This is a genomic window from Micromonospora sp. NPDC005298, from assembly GCF_040607375.1.
Taxonomy (GTDB): domain Bacteria; phylum Actinomycetota; class Actinomycetes; order Mycobacteriales; family Micromonosporaceae; genus Micromonospora.
On the sequence record NZ_JBEXGP010000020.1, the window covers coordinates 72825 to 90321 of the forward strand.

A 17497-nucleotide genomic window follows, 5' to 3' on the forward strand; every position below is an offset into this window, starting at 1 on the left:
ATCTCGCCGTCGCCCACCCGGCCCGGAACGCAATGCCCGACCAGCTGCGCCGTTCGCTGACCTGGATCGCGGCGAAGAGCCCAGCACTCCAGCCGCATTTTCCTTAAGTAGTGAGCCATTCTCGTGACGATGGAGGTCACGGCAAGGACTGACGACCGTAAGGGCGTCTTCGACGACACGGTGGCTCTCGACGATCTCGTCGTCGAGGCGGACACGTGTCCGTGCAACGGGCCGAACAAGGGCGGCGACGACGAGGGTGAGGCGAAGGCCGACAAGCCGGTCGGCCGGACGTCGAAGGACAGTGGCGCACAGATCATCGATCGCTGGGCGCGTTACGCCCGTCTGCCGGGATGCTAGGGGGTGGGAGTTCCCGACCTACAGGTCGGCCTTCGTCACGCGGGAGGATTCGTAGGTCGTGGAGGCCTTGGGGAGGCCCGGGACGGTGGAGACGTCCTTGACCAGCATGCCGGTCGCGGCGTCGATGGTCAGCACCTCGCTGCCCTGGCCGCCGAACACCTCGGGGCCAGCGGTGATCGTCAGCGTGGCCTTGCCGTGGGTGGTCGAGTTCGTGACGCTGACCGCGGAGATGGTGGACAGCAGACGCAGCACACCGGCTCGGACCTCCGTATTGCCGTGGCCAGCGGACAGCGCTTGGGTGCTGTACGTCCAGAGGGCGTTGTCGAAGTGCCGCTCAACGGCCTGAGGGCTGTACGGCTTCGGCTCGGCGTCGCCGCCCTTCTGCTTGATGATCACCTGGACGTCCGCCTGCTGCTTGTCCCACACCGCCTTCTGCGCTGCGGGGTCGAGGCCCACCAGCGGATCCTTGGCTGCCTTGAGCATCTGGGTCCGGCCGTCGGCCGGGCTGCTGTCCGCCGCGGCGACGGCTGCCGTGAGGAGCGGAGCGTAGCCGCCGTCCGTCATCTGGTCCTGGTGACGGACGATCGCACGCTTGACGTCCTTCACGCTGTTGCCCGTATAGATCGCGTGACTATCGGTGTACACCGTGTAGACGACCTGCATGGTCCTGGTGCCGTGGACCTGCGTCGCCTTCACCAGCCACGCGTCACCCGCCACCGGGGTGACCGTCCTGATGGACCCGGCCAGGGCCATCAGCGGCGCCCGCTCGGCCGACCCGTCGACAGTGGTCGAGCCCGAGCTGGCAGCTGCCGAATCCTTGCCGGCCTCCAAGCCCCCGGTACCCCCGGTCGCCGACGAAGAGAGCACCACAGCGACGACTGCCGCCGCGGCGGCGACCCCCACCCCGGCGCCGATGGCCCATCGGCCCGCGATACCGATCCGGCGGCGGCGCTGAAGCGCCGGGCTGGATTCGTGGTCCCGCGTGGTTGTCGTCGTTTCCATGGTTGACGTCGCCTCCATAGTCGTGTCCTCCGCTGATATCGCGCCCAGCAGCCGCACGGTTCCGGGGTCGGCCATAGCCGCCCGCAGCACCGCCCGCGCCCGCTGATACGCCTCCGGGCGTAGCGGTTCTGCGCTGCCCAACGCACCGACCAGATCGAGCTCGTCGGTCATCGGTGTCTCTCCTTCGCGCTGTTGCGGTCCTTCAGAAGCGCCGACACCCCCGGAGCGTCGCGCAGTGCCGACCTGGCCTGGCTCAACAGCCGCCGCGCCGTGCCGGCCGGTATGCCGAGTGCCCGCGCGGCGTCGGCTGCGGTCAGGTCCTCCCAGGCGACGAGCCTCAGGACCTCCCGCTCTTCGGGTTTGAGCAGCGTCAGGGCCGACCGGAGCACCGCCCGGGCGTCCACGCCGAGGTCCACCGCCGACCACGGATCCCATCCAGTAGCCACGTCCGGCACGTCCGCGACCAGGTCCTCGGCCGGGCGGGACCGCCAGTAGCGCCGCAAGCGATTCAACGCCACCCCGTACAGCCACGGCCGCGCATCGTTGTACGACCGGTCGTACGATCGCCGCGACTCGAACGCCGCAACCCACACCTCGCCCAGGAGGTCCTCAGCCGCATCCCGCCCGACCCGGCGAACGAGGTACGAACCGACCGCGGCCTCGTGACGCTCGACCACCTCTACGAAGGCGTCGACGTCGCCATCCAGCGACCGGCCTATCAAATCCGCATCCGAAGCCATGGCCCTCCTCGGCAAAGTCCGCGCTTCACCCTGACATTGCCGATCAGGCGGGAAAGTGTTCGGGCCCCGAGGTCCGACGGCAGGCAGTCGCCCAACAGCGACCGCTCGGCGGTACGAGCGGCTGCGGCGCGGTAAGCGTCGGGCCAGTGTGGCGTCCCGGCGAGGGCTGCGCAGAACCGCGGAGCACTGCGCGGTGAAGCAAGACGCCGCATCGCCAGTTGCTCCCAGCCGCTCCCCCAGGATCGGCACGAGAGCGCCTACAGATGGCCAGCTCGCCCCCACCGGGGCAGCGCGGAACAGGCCCTTGGAAGGACACTGGCGTCATGGATCTCGCCCCGGATCTCGACACGCCCAGCCCCGCACGGGTCTATGACTACTTCCTCGGCGGGTCGCACAACTTCGCCTCGGACCGCGCGCTGGCCGCCCGCATGGAGCAGGCCATGCCCGACATCGGGCACATCATGCGGGCCAACCGCGCGTTCCTGCGCCGCGCGGTCCGCACGCTCGTCGAGGCCGGCGTACGGCAGTTCCTCGATCTCGGCTCCGGCATCCCCACGGTCGGCAACGTGCACGAGGTCGCCGGTCAGCTCGCACCGGACGCAGCCGTCGCCTACGTCGACATCGACCCCGTGGCGGTGAACCACAGCCGGCGCTTGCTGGCCGACGACCCGCGGGCCGTGGTGGTGCACGCCGACCTCACCCAGCCCGACACCGTGCTCGGCAACCCGGCCCTACGCGACCTCGTCGACTTCGAACGACCGGTCGCTGTGCTGCTGGTGGGCGTGCTGCACCAGCTCACCACCGACCCAGCCCCGATCATCGCCCACTACCGCGACCGGCTCGCCCCGGGCAGTTACCTCACCCTGTCGCACGCCTCCTCCGACGAACGGTCCGACGCGCTGGCGCTGCGCGACACCTACAACAAGGGGTACGCCAACACCGCCCGGATGACCCTCCGCGGCCGGCCGGAGATCGAACGACTCTTCACCGGCTTCACCCTCATTTCGCCAGGGCTGGTCCAGCTGCCCGAGTGGCGGCCCGACTGGCCGGTCGAACCAGACGAGGACCCACGTCGCTTCGCCACATACTGCGGTGTGGGCCAGCTGGAATAACCAGCCGGATCACCACACGCGTGCCGCAGCCGAGCCAATCCCCGGGTACGTCCCGGCCCGGCTCGGGCGGCGGTAGACGCGGAACCCGCAAGCGGAGTGAGAATCGCGTCCCGACGAGAAGGTGGCCGGCCAACTCGGGGATCAGGCTGCTCCGGGGGTGCGCAGCAGGGGGCACCAGCGCGATCGCACCGCCGGACATCGCGATGAGGTGGTCTCACTACCGGCAGGCCAGGTTGAGATCGTGCCTGACGATGATCTTGCCGGACTCCGCGTTCAGTCTCCGCAGCAGCCGCAGCAACTCGACCTGGTGGTTGATGTCCAGGTAGTTGGTGAGATCGTCGAGCAGCAACAGGTCGGTGTCCCCTGAGCCGAGGCCATGACGATTCGAATTCGCTGACGCTGGCCACCGGACGGACTGAATGTCAAGGCGGTGCTCCGGGTGCCAGTTCGCGCAGACGGACGAGTTGCTCCGTTATTCGGGCAGGTCGTGTCCTGAGGGAACAACCGCGTGCCCACCCGAACCATCGGTAGCCTTGCACGAGTTGGTCCGGCCTACACTCCCCCGTCCGGGATGCCGAGCTTCCCGGCGATGTAGGCGAGGGAGACGGCGATGGCCTCGGGGTCTCGACGGCGAGGCGGACGCCCCTGGCGGGCATGCCGGTGGGCGCGTGTGGCGACGATGACCGGTGACGGCCCGCCGACAATCGGTGTGAAGGCCGGCGGGCCGTCGTCCGGGTCATTCCCGGTTGAGCAGGTAAGCCCGGTCCGCGTCGATGGTCACGTCCACGTGGGTTCCCTCGGCCAACGCATCCCGTGGGTCCTTGCCCGCCTCGGTCACCGTGACGGTGCCGCCGGTCGTCTCCACCTCGTAGTCGATGCTCGGCCCGTGGAACGTCGACCGCAGCACCGCGCCCACGCCGGTCCCACCGTCGGTGACCGGGGACAACGTCACCGTCTCGGGACGGACCATGAGGTACGCGTCCCCCGACCCGGCCACCACCGTCGAGTGGGCGGGCACACTCAGCCGCCGACCGAGCACCGTCACCGTCGCCTTACCGTCGGCGATGCTCTCCGGCACGGTCTCGATGAAGTTGGCCCGACCGATGAAGTCCGCCACGAAGACACTGGCCGGGCGGGCGTAGATCTCGCCGGGCGTCGCCACCTGCTCGACCCTGCCCTTGTTCATCACCACGACCCGGTCGGACATGCTCATCGCTTCGTCCTGGTCGTGGGTGACGTAGATGCTGGTGATCCCGAACATCCTCTGGATGCGACGGATCTCGGTCCGCATGGCGTCGCGCAGCTTCGCGTCCAGGTTCGACAGCGGCTCGTCGAACAGGAGCACCTTCGGCTGCACCACCAGCGCCCGGGCCAACGCGACCCGCTGCTGCTGACCGCCGGAGAGCTCGTGCGGGCTACGGTCCTCCAGACCGACGAGGTTCATGCTGGTCACCGCCATCCGCATGCCCTCGGCGATGTCGGCCTTGCTACGCCGCTGCAGCTTCAGCCCGTACGCGATGTTCTGCGCGACGGTCATGTGCGGGAACAGGGCGTAGCTCTGGAACACCATCGCCATCGGTCGACGCTGCGGTGGCATGTCGTCGATGGCCTTGCCGTCGAGCAGGATGCTGCCGCTCGTGGCGTCCTCGAAACCCGCCACCATGCGCAGCGTGGTGGTCTTGCCGCAGCCCGACGGGCCCAGCAGGGTGATGAACTCCCCCGGCCGGACGTCGAGCGAGACACTGTCGACTGCTGTGACATCCCCGGGACGACTGCGGAAACGCTTGGTCAGGCCCTGGAGTTGCAGGCGTCCGGTGCTGGCCTCACCGCGTCCGGCGGGTGCGAGCGCAGCGGCCTCGGTGGGCGCGGCGACGGTCATCGTTTCGGCCTTTCAGACTTGGCGGTGCGGTGCAGTGCGGCGCCCCCACCGACGAGCAGTCGGATGATCGCGAAGGCGACCAGGACGAGCACGGTCAGCACCGTGCAGTAGGCGAATGCCACCCCGTACCGGCCGGTGCTCGCGGCGCTGAGCACCTGCGAGGTGATGATCTTCGTCTCGGGAGTGACCAGCAGCACGATGGTCGACACGGAGGTCATGCTGCGGGCGAAGCTGTAGCTCAGCCCGGTGAGCAGGGCAGGCTTGATCAACGGCAGGGTCACCCAACGGAACGTCTGCAGCGAGTTGGCCCCGAGGTCGGTCGACGCCTGCTCGATCTGCGGATGCAACTGGGTCAGCGCACCGACAGCCGTCCGTTGCCCGGCCGGCACGCTACGGATCACGAACGCCACGACGATGGCCATCGCGCCAGCGAACACGGCGCTGCCGCCAACCAGGCTGGGGAACACCAGGTAGTCGCCGATGTACCGCTCGGGCCGGTAGGCGAGGACGAAGCCGATGCCCAGCACGGTGCCCGGCACGGCGACACCCAACGTGCCGCCGAGGTCGAGCAGCCAGGCGGTACGTCGCAGGTGCCGAACCACCAGCCAGGCGATGAGCAGGCCGAGGACGGCGGCGATCGGAGTGGCGATGACCGCGAACGTCAGCGTGTCGAGGACGGCCTCCACTCCCACCCCGAGCAGTACCTCCTTGAGGTACTCGAGGGTGAAGGTGTTGTCCACGCCGAACACCTTCGTCACCGAGCCGAGGATGACGGTGCTGTAGATGCTCACGATGATCGCGGCGGCGAACAGCGCCAGGGCGTACACCGGCCACCGGCTCCAGCCGGTCATGAGGTGCACGGAGCCGGACGGTCGCCCGGTGATGGTGGTGCGCACCTTGCGGTTGAGCCACCACCGCTGGCCGAAGTACATCGCCAGGGACGGCACCAGCAGGATCACGCAGTAGACGGCGGCGCTGGTGGTGTCGTACTCGCCGGTGACCGCCAGGTAGGCGCGGCTGGCCAGCACCGTGTAGTCGCCACCGAGCACCAGCGGGTTGGCCAGATCGGCGATCGCCTCCACGAACAGCAGCAGGAACGGGGCGACGAGCCCGGGGGCCAGCAGCGGCAGGATCACGCGGCGCATGATCTGCCAGCGGCTGGCGCCCATGTTCATCGCCGCCTCCTCCAATGCCGGATCCAGGCCCCGCATCATGCCGAGCAGGCCCAGGTACGCCACCGGGAACAGCGACAGCGACAGCACGAACACCAGGCCATCGAGGCCGTAGATGTCGTACTCCAGCCCGAACACGCCGTTGCTGATCACGCCGCGCCGGCCGTAGAGCACCACAGTGGCGGTGGCGACCGCGAACGGCGGGCTGACGATCGGCATGAGGGCGATGAGATGCAGGATCTTCTTACCCGGCACATCCAGTCTGGCCTGGACGAACGCGAACAGGAACCCGAGGGCGGTGCCGCACAGCCCGACCAGCGCCCCGAGCACCAACGTGTTCCGCAGGATGCCGAGATCGACGGATGAGCTGAAGAACTCGACGTACCGGGGCAGCGCGTCCGGCGCGAAGGCGGTGGCCAGCACCGCCACGAGCGGGACCGCCGCACCGATCACCACCACCGCCGCACAGACCCCGACCAGGATCCGCAGCCCCGCGCCGAGGCGGCGGCGCCGCCGCGGCGCTACCGCCTCGGGTGGGGTCGGGGTGATCACCCCGGGATCGGACAACAACGTGGTCATGACTTCGGAGCCTGCGCGACCTCAGCGTCGAATCGCTTGTTGAGCGCCGACTTCGCCTTACCTGCCGCCACCGCGTCGTACTCCACCATCTTGATGCCGGAGAGCGGGACGACCTTGTCCGACACCTTCGCGTCCGGGTTCGTCGGGAACTGGTACGCCTTGACGCTCGGGCCGACCTCCTGCGCCTCGGCGGTGAGGGCCCAGTCGACGAACTTGCGAGCGCTGGTCGGGTTCTTGGCGTTCTTCACCAGGGCGACACCGCCGGTCTCGTAACCGGTGCCCTCCGCCGGGAAACTCAGCCTCAGGTCGGGGAAGCCGGCCTCCATGGTGGCCACGCAGTCGTGCGCGAAGATGACCCCCACCGCGACCTCACCACGGGCGGTCATCTGAGCGGGCGCCGAGCCGGACTTGGTGTACTGCAGGACGTTCGGGTGCAGCTTGCGCATGTAGTCCAGCGCCTTCCCCTCGTCGCCCCCGGCCAGCTGCACCTGCGTCCAGAGCGTCGTGTACGCGGTGCCCGAGGTCGACGGGTGCGCGATGCCGATGTCCTTGGCGAGCTTCTGGTTGAGCAGGGCCGTCCACGAGTCGGGAAGCCCGACTCCCCGCTCCGTCAGCAGCTTGCTGTTGCTGCAGAAGCCCAGGGCGCCGACGTAGACGCCGGTCCAGGTGCCCTGCGGGTCCTTGTACTTGTCCGGGATGACACTCGCCTTCGGGGAGACGTACGGCTCCAGGAGACCCTCGCCGCCGGCGGAGGCGTACCCGTCGGCGGGCCCGCCGTACCAGACGTCGAACTCCGCGTTGCCCTTGCCGGCCTTGATGCGCGCCAGCGCCTCGCCGCTGGAGAGCCGCACGAAGTCGGCCTTCACCCCGGTGGACTCGGTGAACTTCTTCGTGGTCGCCGCGCACCAGTCCTCGGTGGCGCCACACACGACGTGCGCCACACCGCTGTCCTTGCTGGCCTCGGCACCACCCTCGCGGGCGCAGCCGGCCGCACCCAGCAGCAGCGAAGCCGCCATCGTTGTCGCCAGCAGTGCGCGGTTGCCCCGTATTTTGTTCGTCGCCATGTCGTGGTCTCCCCTACTGAGCCACCCGAATCAATGCGAGTGGTATGACGGCCACGTTAAAGGCGTGTGAACGATGCCCCGGTGACGGCGGTGTAAGTATTGGTGACGCCGCCGTCACCTAGCCGCTGGGGAAGCGTCCCCGCCCTCGGCGGTCCCGCCGGCGATCTCGGGCATCAGGTAGCCGACCCCCCGCAGCGTGCGCACGTACGCCGATCCGTTCGGTGTCCCGGCGAGCCGGGAGCGCAGCCGGTACACCGCGGACTTCACCACGTCTCGTCCGCCGATCAGGTCCGTGGTGCCCCAGACCTCCCGCAGCAGGTCCTGCCACGACTGCGGCACGCCGCGGCGCACCGCCAGGTGGTGCAGCAGCTTGAACTCCGTGAACGGCAGGTCGAGCCGGTGCTGCGCCAATGTCGCGGTCTGGGTGGCCGGCTCGATGACCAGCTCACCGACCCGGATCGTGGTGCCCGACCCCCGGCGGCGACGTACCAGCGCCTGGGCCCGCAGCGCCACCTCCCGGGGGTGGAACGGCTTCGTGACGTAGTCGTCGGCACCGTGCTCCAGCCCAGCGATGATGTCGTCACGCTGCGCCAGCGCGGTGAGGAACATGATGGGCGCCTCCGAGCGCGCGCGAATCCGCTGGCACAGGTCCAGCCCGTCCATCGTGGGCATCATGACGTCCAGCACCACGAGGTCCACCGAATGCGTCCGCAGCAGGTGCAGAGCGGTAGCGCCGTCGTGGGCGGTGAGGACGGTGAAACCCTGGGTCTGCAGAGCGAACTCCACGATGATCGTCATCTGCGGCTCATCGTCGACCACCAGCGCGGTGGGCCCACTCCCGGGCTGCTCGCCGGCGCGCGTCACGACCGGTCCGGCAGGGTCAGGAGGATGGTGGTCCCCCGGGACGATGCCGTGTGCACCATGATCTCGCCTCCGTGCAGCTCCACGATCGTCTTCGTGATCACCAAGCCGAGGCCGGTGCCGTCGGCCAGCGGCCGACCCGTGGCGAAGCGGTGGAACAGGCGTTGCCGCTCCGCCTGACTCATGCCCGCGCCGTCGTCGGACACGTACACCGCCACGCCATTGTCGATCAGCATGACCCGCACGTCGAGATTCCCGCCGGTCGTGGTGAACCGGCTCGCGTTCGACAGCAGGTTGGTCAGTGCCTGGGTCAGCAGCATCGGGTCCGCCCGGATGCGCGGCATCACCTGCGGCATGTCGAGGCTGATGCGCTGCTGCCGCTGCACACACAACGGCCGCATCGCGGTCACCACCTCACGCACCACCACCGACACGTCCACCCTCTCCAGGTGGGGCGTGAACAGCCCGGCCTCGATCTTGGCTTGGATCAGCAGACTCTCGCACAGCCCGATGACCTGCGTAGACTGCTGATCCAGGACCTGCAGGAAGCGGGCCTGCGCAGCGGTGAGCGGCCCCGGGGTGCCCTCCCGCAATAGATCGACCGCCCCCTTGATCATGCTCAAGGGCGTCCGCAGCTCATGGCTCAGCGCGGTCACCTGCTCCGCCCGCCGCTCCACCAACTGTTCGAGCTGCGCCAGCTCGTTGCTCCTCGCGGCGGCTGTGCGACGCATGCTCAGCGCCATGATCAAAGCGCCAACGACACCGCCGACAACGGAAGCCACCGCCACCAGCCAAGCGGTGCCCATGGTCGGCCCTCCTCGAATCGGTGGCTCGCCGAACGGTCGCGGTCCGGCGAGCACGTGGCAGATTTTGGGACCGTGTTACAGCCGAGTGAACGTCAGGTTAGCTTGCCCCGGGCAACGGCTCGGCGGGCGCGTACCCCGGCACAGTTCACGCTGGTCGGGTGCCGTCTCGGCCGGCTGCCAATCAACCGAACGCCCCGACATGATCGTCACACTTCGTGAGTGATCGATGACTGACGGTGCGCCACCGGACACCTCGCCGCGATCGATGAACAGCCCAGACAGCCACCGGCCAGACTGTCACGGTCAGTGTCACTGAGTAGACAATCCGCAATCCCGGTGCAAGTCTTTGCCGCGTGCGACCCTCCCCAGAAGTCAGCGGTGCCAGCGGCACGGCAGCTGGCGCCCAGTCCCCAGCGGACGGTCCGGGTCAGGGCATGGAAAGCCCCGAAGATGTAGCAGCCCTGCGGCATCTGCAGCAGGTCCACGCGCCCGTGCTGCTGAGCTTCCTGACCCGCCTGACCAGGGGTGACGTTCACCGAGCCGAAGACATCGTGCAGGAGACGGTGCTGCGGGCCTGGCGGAATCCAGAGGCGCGTAACGCCGAGGGAAACTGGAACCGAGCCTGGCTCTTCACCGTGGCCAAACGCATCCTGATCGACCAGATGCGCTCCGCCGACGTCCGTCCGGCGGAGCTGCCGGTCGACTATATCGACGATCATGCGCAGCAGGACGACGCCATCGAGCGCCTCCTCGACGCGCGTGAGGTCCGGGCCGCGCTCGACTCCCTGCCCGAGCGGCTACGCATCACGCTGGTCGAGATCTTCTTCCGGGAACGGTCGGTGTCCGAGGCCGCCGACGCGCTCGACGTACCGGCCGGCACCGTCAAGTCACGCACCTTCTATGCACTGCGGGCCATGCGGGAGGCCCTCGTCAGCCGGGGCTTCGATTTCGGAGCCGCAGGCGAGAGACGGCCGACCGGCAACGGCGATGCGGGCGAGGCACGCCCGAGAAAATCCGATCAGCTGTGAACCGGGGTAGCTGCCCGGCCGTCATGTGCACGACACGTGCCCACACCCATCTGAGCGTAAGAGTGAGTCGATGAAAGCAACCGCAAGTGGCCAGCGCCGCCCGTGGCGACGGCTCATCTCGTCGACGCGTAGGCGCGTCGAGATCGTCGCCCTGGTCGGCGTCATCCTGGCGTCCGGGGCCGTCGGTTTCGAACTGGCCGCCACTGCGGACCCGGAGAAGCTGGTCGGCGAGCCGGTTCCGGACGGTGACGTGCCCGCCATCGTGGAGGCAGCCCTGTCCTGCCCCGCCCTCAACCCGCCGAAGCTCGCCGCGCAGATCATGGCGGCCTCCGGCTTCAAGGGCAGCCCCGACATGATCGCCGGTCTCGACCAGGCGGCGTGGGAGAAGTGGCGGCCCTCGTCCGATGCCAGTCGCGCCGACCGGCGGGCAAACATCATCGCGCTGGGTCACCGGACCTGCGAAAACGTGGGCCATCTGCGCTCCGCCGACATCGATGGAGACCTCTGGCCGGCCGCCATCGCCGCGGAGAAGACCGGAGTCAAGGCGGTGCTCGACGCCCGCGGCGTCCCGAAAGACACCAAGCCCTACGTCGACAAGGTGAAGGCGTACGCGGCCTGGTACGCCGAGCAGCCGCAGTTCTCCGAGAAGGCGGTAACCCGGTCAGCCGCTTCCGGGCCGACCGGCGAGGTCAAGGTGCCCGACGCTCTCGTCCAGCCGATCCAGGTCGCCGGAAAGATCTGCCCGCAGATCACGCCAGCCCGGATCGCGGCACAGTTGCGGACACTGTCCGACTTCGACGTGAACAAGCGCACGTCGGACCGTCAGGGTGTCGCCCAGTTCACGCCCACGATGTGGGAGCAGTACCAGCCGGGCGAGGGAACGTCGGTGTGGCGGCCCGCGGACGCGATCCCCGCACTCGGTATCGCGATGTGCGACATGGCGCAGCAACTGTCCGAGCTCAACGGCGAGGACCCGTATCGACTGGCGCTGAGCGCGTACCAGTGGGGAATCGACCCGGTGCGGCGCGCGGCCGGTCTACCCCGCGTCAACGTCACCCAGCTGGCCGACCAGGTTCCGGCGCACGTCACCGAGTATGAGAAGGACAGCCGGCTTTCCGTCCCCGTGACGAAGCCGAGCCCCACCGCGAAGCCGAGCCCCACGCCGTCGGCGAGCCGGAGCGTCCAGGCCTCGCCGAGCACCAGCCCGTCTGCCCGGCCCAGTGAGAACCCCCGGGGCCCGAGGCTGTTCGCGTACAAGGCGGGTGCCACATACCGCCTCGAGAGCCCGTGGGCCCAGTCGGTCGTGGAGTTCCCGGATCAGCCAGCGAAGCCCAGTGACCGGGTCAAACTGTGGAAGGACGAGGGGTCCGCGGACCAGCGCTGGCGGCTCTACCCGGCGCCGGACAATCGGCACGTCATCATCGTGAGCGCGTTGAACAACATGGCCCTGTCCGTGCAGGACCGTTCCCTGCAGGCCGGGTCGAAGATGGCGGTGTACGAACGTGACGACAAGGACGAGAATCAGCAGTGGCTGCTGGAGGACGTCGGCGCCGGGAACGTGGTCATGACCAACCGCCGCTCCGGTTATGTGATGGAGCTGCTGGGCGTGGACATCGGGCCGACGAGGGACAACGGCACCACCTGGAACGGATACTGGATCCAACAGTTCGACCGCGCGGACAACCAGAGAGACCAGAAGTGGCGATTCGTCAAGCAGTGACGCCAGCGGCGCACGGCGGACCGGGAAGCTGAGCGGCGTGCCGGACCTACCCGCCCTGGGCGACCATGTGACGGACCTGCTGGGTCCGCACTACATGGGTGTCCTCGATCCCGCCGACAGCGACGCCGTCGACCGGCACCTGCGCGACTGCACGCAGTGCCGGGCGGCGGCCCGCGAGGTGTGCGAAGTCGTCGCCGCCCTCGCGCTGCTCAGCGACGATATGGCTGTCGAGGGGGCGCCGCCGGTCACCCGGTCGGCGGCGCCCCCTGCCCGGCGTGGCGGCTCCGGCACGGTTCGTCCGGCCGACGGGCGTCCGGTGTCCGCCGGGGCCCGGCGGCAGCCGCGCCCCCGGCGGCAGCGGCTCGCGCTGGTGCGGGCCGGTCTTGCGCTTGCGGTGGTGCTGTTCGTCGGCTTCGGCGCCCTCTTCGTTCTGGATCAGGTGACCGACGAGGCCGGGCAGGAGGTGGTGACGGTCGCGGCGAGCGCGAGTGAGCCCCGCACCGGTGCGACGGCCTCGGTCTTCGCGTCGGAGACCGACAGCGGAGTGCACGTGCGGGTCACGGCCACCGGCCTGCGCGCCGGCACCGGCTACCAGCTGTACGCGGTGACGCTCGACGGCCAGACGCGCGAGATCGCTTCGTGGACCAGCACCGACACGGTGCAGGAGGCCTCCGGTGACCTGCCGGTGGCCCTGGGCGACCTGGCCTTCGTGACGATCAGCGGGGCGAGCGGCGCACCGTCGGTCACGGTGCATCTTCCCCGAGCCACGTCCGCGACACCGCGCTGAGGCATGCCGCCTTCGCACCTGCTGAGCGCCGGATGGCGGCGTGGCACGACGGGATCGCGATGCTGGCGCAGATCGCGTCAGGCCGTGAACCACGATGCCGTCTCGGCCGTCGTGTGTGCAGATCCGCCCTGGGCGACGACAAAGGGAAGTAGAGAATGTTCTGGATCACCCGGTCGGCACGTGGTGCCTGCCTCGCGGTGTTCGTCATGGTGGCTCTGATCGTCGGAGCCGTGAGCCCGGCTTCGGCCGCCGACGAATACGTCAAGTTCTACGCCGTCACGTCGTCGTACCAGGGAGAACCGGAGAACCTCACCAGCATCGCCGCCCGGTTCCTCGGCGACGGGGCGCGGTCCGTCGAGATCCGCAACCTCAACACCGGCCGCCGGCAACCTGACGGCGCCACCCTCAAGGAACCGGGCCAGTTGCGAGCCGGGTGGCTGCTGGTGCTGCCGTGGGACGCCGTCGGCGAGGGCGTCAAGTACGGAGTGCTGCCCGACAAGGCGCCGGCCGCGCCGGTCAAACCGCTGCCCGGCAAGGCCAAGGCCACGCCCACCGCCAAGGCGCGGCCCACCATCCCGCCGGAGCGGGTCTCCGGCGCGGCCGCGATCCCGAGCAAGGCGCCGACTCAGCCCCGCGCGAAGGCGGGGCAGTGTGCGACCACGGCGGCGTCGAGCAGTCGCTCCGACTGGGCGAGCCTGCGCCTGGCCGCCGACCAGGCCTGGCCGCAGAGCCGCGGCAAGGGGCAGCTCGTGGCGATCATCGACTCCGGTGTGGACGGCAGCCTGCCGACGCTCAGTGGTCACGTGGCCGTCGGCATGGACATCACCAGCGGCAGCGGCCGCGGCGACACGGACTGCCTCGGCTCGGGCACCGCGATGGCCGGTCTGGTGGTTGGGCAGTCCACCAACGGCAGTGACGTCAAGGGCGTCGCCCCCGACGCCACGGTGATGCCGGTCCGGATCGTGGGCAACGACGCCAAGGCCCAGCCGGCCGACTCTGCCGCGGCCATCGAGGCCACCGTCGAGGCGGGCGCGACAGTCATCGCGCTGGGCAACTTCGTCGACACGGGCAAGCCCGAGGTGGCAAAGGCGATCATGGAGGCAGTGGCCCGGGACGTCGTCGTGGTGATCGGCGCTGCGCGTGCTTCGGTGCCGGTCAACCCGGACGCGGAGATCGGCCCCGGTGTGCTGCGGGTCGGTGGCGTGGCAGTCGACGGCCAGCGAGCCGCCGACTATCGCGGTGGTGGCATCGACGTGGTCGCCCCGGGTGTCAACGTGAGCAGTGTCGGGATCACCGGGGTCGGCGCCGTCGCGGGCAGCGGCACCCAGTACGCGGTGGCCTTTGTCGCCGGCGCCGTCGCGCTGGTCCGGGCCGCGTACCCGGACCTGAGCCCGGAGCAGGTCGCCCATCGTCTCCAGGTGACGTCGGACAAGATTGGCGACGGCGCACAGCCCGACGGCCGGTACGGCTGGGGCATGATCAATGCCGCCGCCGCAGTCACGAAGGTGCTGCCCGAGGAGGCCGCGGCAACCTCGTCGGCACGGGAACCGGGCGGACGGCTCACCTCCGCCAGCTCCGGTGGACGGTCGGCGTTGCTGGCCATCGTGGCGCTGGTCGCGCTCGCGGCAGCGGTGCTGCTCGTGTTCCGGATCCGCCGGCTGCTGCGCGATGACACCGAGGACGGCGGTGACGACGACGACCGCGGGCCGGTGACCACCGCACCGCCGGCTCGCAGCGGCGCTCTTCCTCCGGCCTCCCCGCCCCTGCCGCCGTCGGTCTCCCGGCGAACGGTCGGTGACCCACCGCCTCCGGGCGGCAGGACGCTGAACCCGGACGACGAAAACGCCGACAGCACGGCGTCCGTGGCCAGCGACGGGCCGGGAACCCGGGCCGAGACCGTGGCACTGCCGAAGGCATCGATCGGAGCCAAGTCGCTCCGGCAGCGTCCAGACGCGCCATGACGACTCCCGCTCCGGCCCGCCGGTGGTCATGCCGCCGTGCGATGCCGCAGCCCCGTCCACCAAGCCCAACCGCGCAGGACGTCTTCGACCGCTGGCGCCCGGGCTTGTAGCCGCCGACATGAACCGTGCGTCGGCTGGGCACGTTTCAAGCATTACTGGTGGAAAGTCGGTCAACCGAGGGTCTGATGCGGGTGGAAGATGTCTCTGGTACGGACGCCCATGTGGCGGACCTGCTGGCTCTCTACCACCTCGACGCGCTCGACCGGCGTAGCGGGGAGCAGGTCGGCCGCCATCTCCAGTCGTGCCACGAGTGCCGGGCGGTGGCGACCGAGGTGTGCGAGACGCTCGCCGCGCTGGCCCTGCTCAGCGACGACAGGGATCACCTGCTCAACCTCTACGGGGCACTGGGGACGGCGGCGCCGCCGGCCTTTCCGGCCCGGTTCGCGCCGCCGGAGCTGGTAGGTCAGCCGCGCGGAGTGGCCCAGGAGACCGACCGACGCCGACTCCGACTGCGGCGCGGCGGTACGGGTGCCGCGACGGCCACCGGGGCGGTGTCTGCCGCCGCCGGACCCGACCTCGCGCGCAGGGAGCCACCGCAGCGACGGGCGGCACCGGTAACACCCTCGCGCGTCGCACCGCCGCGGGCCACATCCCCACCCGTCGCGCCGCCACGGGCCGCATCCGCGCCGGCCGCGCCCACTGGAAAGCCCCTGCCCATTCAGGAGCAGGCCGCGCCGACGGCCGTACTCTCGCCGACGCGGGCCGCCCGACGGCCCGTCGCGCGCCCCGCCGGCTTCGACAGCGCGCCGGCCATCGTGCATCCGGACGACGGTCGGCGTGTGTACCCACGGAAGCGCCTGCTGTCCCGGCGTGCCGTTACCTTCGCGGGCCTGGGCACCTTGCTGGCGCTGACCCTCACGGTGGCCGGTGTCTCCGTGCGGGCCCTGCTCGCCCCGCCCGCCCCGGGAGTGCAGACGGTCACCGTTCGTACGGCCGTCGCCGCCGCGACAGACCGGGACTCCGGCGCGAACCTGTCGGTCTTTGTCACCGAAGAACGCGACCGGGTCACCGTGCGGGCCACCCTGAGCGGCCTGGACGAAGGCACCGGCTACCGGCTGTACGGCTACACCTTCGACGGCCGACAGAGGCCGCTGGTCAACTGGACCGGCCGTGACGGCGTACAGGAACTCGACGGCGAACTGCCGGTCCGCATCGCCGATCTCTCCCACTTCGCCGTCACCCGCGGCACCCGGGTCGTCGTCACGGCATACCTCCCCCGCGAAGCGGGTACGGCGGCGGCCTCCCCCGGCCGATGAGCGGGCCACGATCTGAACCGGTCGCTGGCCCCGTTCGTCTGGGGGGTATGCAGATCGGTGTCTACAGTCTCGGCGACCGCACTCCCGACCCGGTGACGGGCCGGGCGCCAACGGATCACGAGCGGCTCCTCGGCACGGCACGGATCGCCGAGCACGCCGAGGCGGCCGGGTTCGATGTCTTCGCCGTCGGCGAGCACCACACCCCGGCGTACGCCGTGTCCGCGCCGGCGGTGCTGCTGGGCTACCTGGCCGCACGGACGAGCCGGATCCTGCTCTCCACGGCAACGGCTCTGATCACCACGAACGATCCGGTGCGGCTCGCCGAGGATTACGCGACGGTGCAGCACCTGTGCGGCGGCCGGCTGGACCTCATGCTCGGCCGGGGCATCTTCGGCCCGGTGTATTCGTGGTTCGGCCGCGACGCCGACGACAGTCGCCGGCTGGCGGTCGAGAACTACCGGCTGTTGCGCCGGCTGTGGGACGAGGACACCGTCGACTGGTCCGGCGAGTTCCGTACGCCGTTGCGGGGTTTCACAGCGGTGCCCCGACCACTCGCGGGCAATCCGCCGTTCGTCTGGCACGCGTCGGTGTCCAGCGAGGAGACCGCGGAGCTGGCCGCCGCCCACGGTGACGGCTTCTTCGCCAACCACATCATGTGGCCCTGGCAGCACACGGCCCGACTGGTCCAGACCTTTCGCGAGCGGTACGCCGCACACGGCCACGGCACCGCCGAGCGGGCGGCCGTCGGGCTCGGTGGGCATGTCTTCGTCCGGCCGAGGTCGCAGGACGCGGTGAGGGAGTTCCGGCCGTACTTCGACAACGCTCCCCTCTACGGCAACGGGCCCTCACTGGAGGAGCACATGGACATGACACCGATGACGGTGGGCAGCCCCCAGCAGGTCATCGATGCGGTCCTCGGCTACCGCGAGTACGTCGGTGACTATTCCCGTCAGCTTTTCCTGATCGACCACGCCGGGTTGCCGGTGAGCACGGTGCTGGAGCAACTGGACATCCTCGGTGCCGAGGTGCTGCCCGTGCTGCGTCGCGAACTCGCCGGTAGCCCTCGCCCGCGGTGATCCGCCGCTGGTAGGGCGCCCCGCCGCCGCGCCGGCG

Annotated in this window: 16 protein-coding genes; 8 read left to right on the top strand and 8 right to left on the bottom strand. The window is 69.8% G+C overall.

What is annotated here, in order from left to right; genetic code table 11:
- The first annotated feature begins 123 nt into the window (after positions 1-123).
- Positions 124-357: a hypothetical protein gene (locus ABZS77_RS23525; RefSeq protein ID WP_354826510.1), complete on the top strand. Its 234-nt coding sequence runs from the start codon at positions 124-126 to the stop codon at positions 355-357.
- A gap of 18 nt (positions 358-375) precedes the next feature.
- Here ABZS77_RS23525 and ABZS77_RS23530 read toward each other — a convergent pair whose 3' ends face one another.
- Together ABZS77_RS23530 and ABZS77_RS23535 are read right to left on the bottom strand one after the other, a co-directional pair.
- On the bottom strand, positions 376-1530 hold the full coding sequence (locus tag ABZS77_RS23530; protein WP_354826513.1) for a hypothetical protein: 1155 nt from the start codon (positions 1528-1530) through the stop codon (positions 376-378).
- Positions 1527-2099 (bottom strand): sigma-70 family RNA polymerase sigma factor, encoded by a 573-nt coding sequence (locus tag ABZS77_RS23535; protein WP_354826515.1) that lies wholly within the window; start codon positions 2097-2099, stop codon positions 1527-1529. The genes ABZS77_RS23530 and ABZS77_RS23535 overlap by 4 nt, the downstream gene beginning before the upstream one ends.
- A 323-nt stretch (positions 2100-2422) precedes the next feature.
- Between ABZS77_RS23535 and ABZS77_RS23540 the strand changes: the two genes are divergently transcribed.
- Positions 2423-3211: an SAM-dependent methyltransferase gene (locus tag ABZS77_RS23540; protein WP_354826518.1), complete on the top strand. Its 789-nt coding sequence runs from the start codon at positions 2423-2425 to the stop codon at positions 3209-3211.
- A gap of 217 nt (positions 3212-3428) precedes the next feature.
- Here the strand turns inward: ABZS77_RS23540 and ABZS77_RS23545 are convergent, their stop codons facing one another.
- The 6 genes from ABZS77_RS23545 to ABZS77_RS23570 form a co-directional block, all read right to left on the bottom strand.
- Positions 3429-3560 carry a hypothetical protein gene (locus ABZS77_RS23545; protein WP_354826521.1) on the bottom strand — a complete coding sequence of 44 codons (132 nt, stop codon included), beginning with the start codon at positions 3558-3560 and terminating at the stop codon, positions 3429-3431.
- Between the two features lie 387 nt (positions 3561-3947).
- Positions 3948-5090, bottom strand: coding sequence for an ABC transporter ATP-binding protein (locus ABZS77_RS23550; protein WP_354826523.1), 1143 nt, complete (start codon positions 5088-5090; stop codon positions 3948-3950).
- A complete protein-coding gene (locus ABZS77_RS23555; protein WP_354826525.1) occupies positions 5087-6841 on the bottom strand; it encodes an iron ABC transporter permease in 1755 nt (584 codons plus the stop codon). Before ABZS77_RS23555 ends, ABZS77_RS23550 begins: the two co-directional genes overlap by 4 nt.
- Positions 6838-7905, bottom strand: a complete 1068-nt coding sequence (locus ABZS77_RS23560; RefSeq protein WP_354826527.1) for an ABC transporter substrate-binding protein — start codon at positions 7903-7905, stop codon at positions 6838-6840. Before ABZS77_RS23560 ends, ABZS77_RS23555 begins: the two co-directional genes overlap by 4 nt.
- Positions 7906-8019: 114 nt before the next feature.
- Entirely contained in the window at positions 8020-8769 is a 750-nt protein-coding gene (locus ABZS77_RS23565; RefSeq protein WP_354826530.1) for a response regulator transcription factor, read from the bottom strand.
- Positions 8766-9572: a HAMP domain-containing sensor histidine kinase gene (locus tag ABZS77_RS23570; RefSeq protein WP_354826533.1), complete on the bottom strand. Its 807-nt coding sequence runs from the start codon at positions 9570-9572 to the stop codon at positions 8766-8768. Before ABZS77_RS23570 ends, ABZS77_RS23565 begins: the two co-directional genes overlap by 4 nt.
- A 434-nt stretch (positions 9573-10006) precedes the next feature.
- Here ABZS77_RS23570 and ABZS77_RS23575 point away from each other — a divergent pair, with 434 nt between their 5' ends.
- The 6 genes from ABZS77_RS23575 to ABZS77_RS23600 all read left to right on the top strand — a co-directional run bounded on the left by ABZS77_RS23575 (position 10007) and on the right by ABZS77_RS23600 (position 17460).
- Entirely contained in the window at positions 10007-10600 is a 594-nt protein-coding gene (locus ABZS77_RS23575; protein ID WP_354826535.1) for a sigma-70 family RNA polymerase sigma factor, read from the top strand.
- Positions 10601-10670: 70 nt separating this feature from the next.
- Entirely contained in the window at positions 10671-12320 is a 1650-nt protein-coding gene (locus ABZS77_RS23580; RefSeq protein ID WP_354826537.1) for an RICIN domain-containing protein, read from the top strand.
- 37 nt (positions 12321-12357) lie between these two features.
- A complete protein-coding gene (locus ABZS77_RS23585) occupies positions 12358-13107 on the top strand; it encodes a zf-HC2 domain-containing protein (protein ID WP_354826539.1) in 750 nt (249 codons plus the stop codon).
- Between the two features lie 230 nt (positions 13108-13337).
- Entirely contained in the window at positions 13338-15068 is a 1731-nt protein-coding gene (locus tag ABZS77_RS23590; protein WP_354826542.1) for a S8 family serine peptidase, read from the top strand.
- Positions 15069-15226: 158 nt separating this feature from the next.
- The gene (locus ABZS77_RS23595) at positions 15227-16384 is read left to right on the top strand and encodes a zf-HC2 domain-containing protein (protein WP_354826544.1); all 1158 of its coding nucleotides are present in this window, start codon (positions 15227-15229) and stop codon (positions 16382-16384) included.
- A 47-nt stretch (positions 16385-16431) separates the two neighbouring features.
- Positions 16432-17460, top strand: coding sequence for a CE1758 family FMN-dependent luciferase-like monooxygenase (locus tag ABZS77_RS23600; RefSeq protein ID WP_354826546.1), 1029 nt, complete (start codon positions 16432-16434; stop codon positions 17458-17460).
- Positions 17461-17497: the final 37 nt, after the last annotated feature.

Bases quoted from the DNA above. Each gene is read 5' to 3' on its own strand.
- ABZS77_RS23560 (WP_354826527.1), bottom strand. From the start codon at position 7,905: ATGGCGACGAACAAAATACGGGGCAACCGCGCACTGCTGGCGACAACG.
- ABZS77_RS23550 (WP_354826523.1), bottom strand. From the start codon at position 5,090: ATGACCGTCGCCGCGCCCACCGAGGCCGCTGCGCTCGCACCCGCCGGA.
- ABZS77_RS23600 (WP_354826546.1), top strand. From the start codon at position 16,432: ATGCAGATCGGTGTCTACAGTCTCGGCGACCGCACTCCCGACCCGGTG.
- ABZS77_RS23570 (WP_354826533.1), bottom strand. From the start codon at position 9,572: ATGGGCACCGCTTGGCTGGTGGCGGTGGCTTCCGTTGTCGGCGGTGTC.
- ABZS77_RS23530 (WP_354826513.1), bottom strand. From the start codon at position 1,530: ATGACCGACGAGCTCGATCTGGTCGGTGCGTTGGGCAGCGCAGAACCG.
- ABZS77_RS23540 (WP_354826518.1), top strand. From the start codon at position 2,423: ATGGATCTCGCCCCGGATCTCGACACGCCCAGCCCCGCACGGGTCTAT.
- ABZS77_RS23575 (WP_354826535.1), top strand. From the start codon at position 10,007: ATGGAAAGCCCCGAAGATGTAGCAGCCCTGCGGCATCTGCAGCAGGTC.
- ABZS77_RS23555 (WP_354826525.1), bottom strand. From the start codon at position 6,841: ATGACCACGTTGTTGTCCGATCCCGGGGTGATCACCCCGACCCCACCC.
- ABZS77_RS23535 (WP_354826515.1), bottom strand. From the start codon at position 2,099: ATGGCTTCGGATGCGGATTTGATAGGCCGGTCGCTGGATGGCGACGTC.
- ABZS77_RS23580 (WP_354826537.1), top strand. From the start codon at position 10,671: ATGAAAGCAACCGCAAGTGGCCAGCGCCGCCCGTGGCGACGGCTCATC.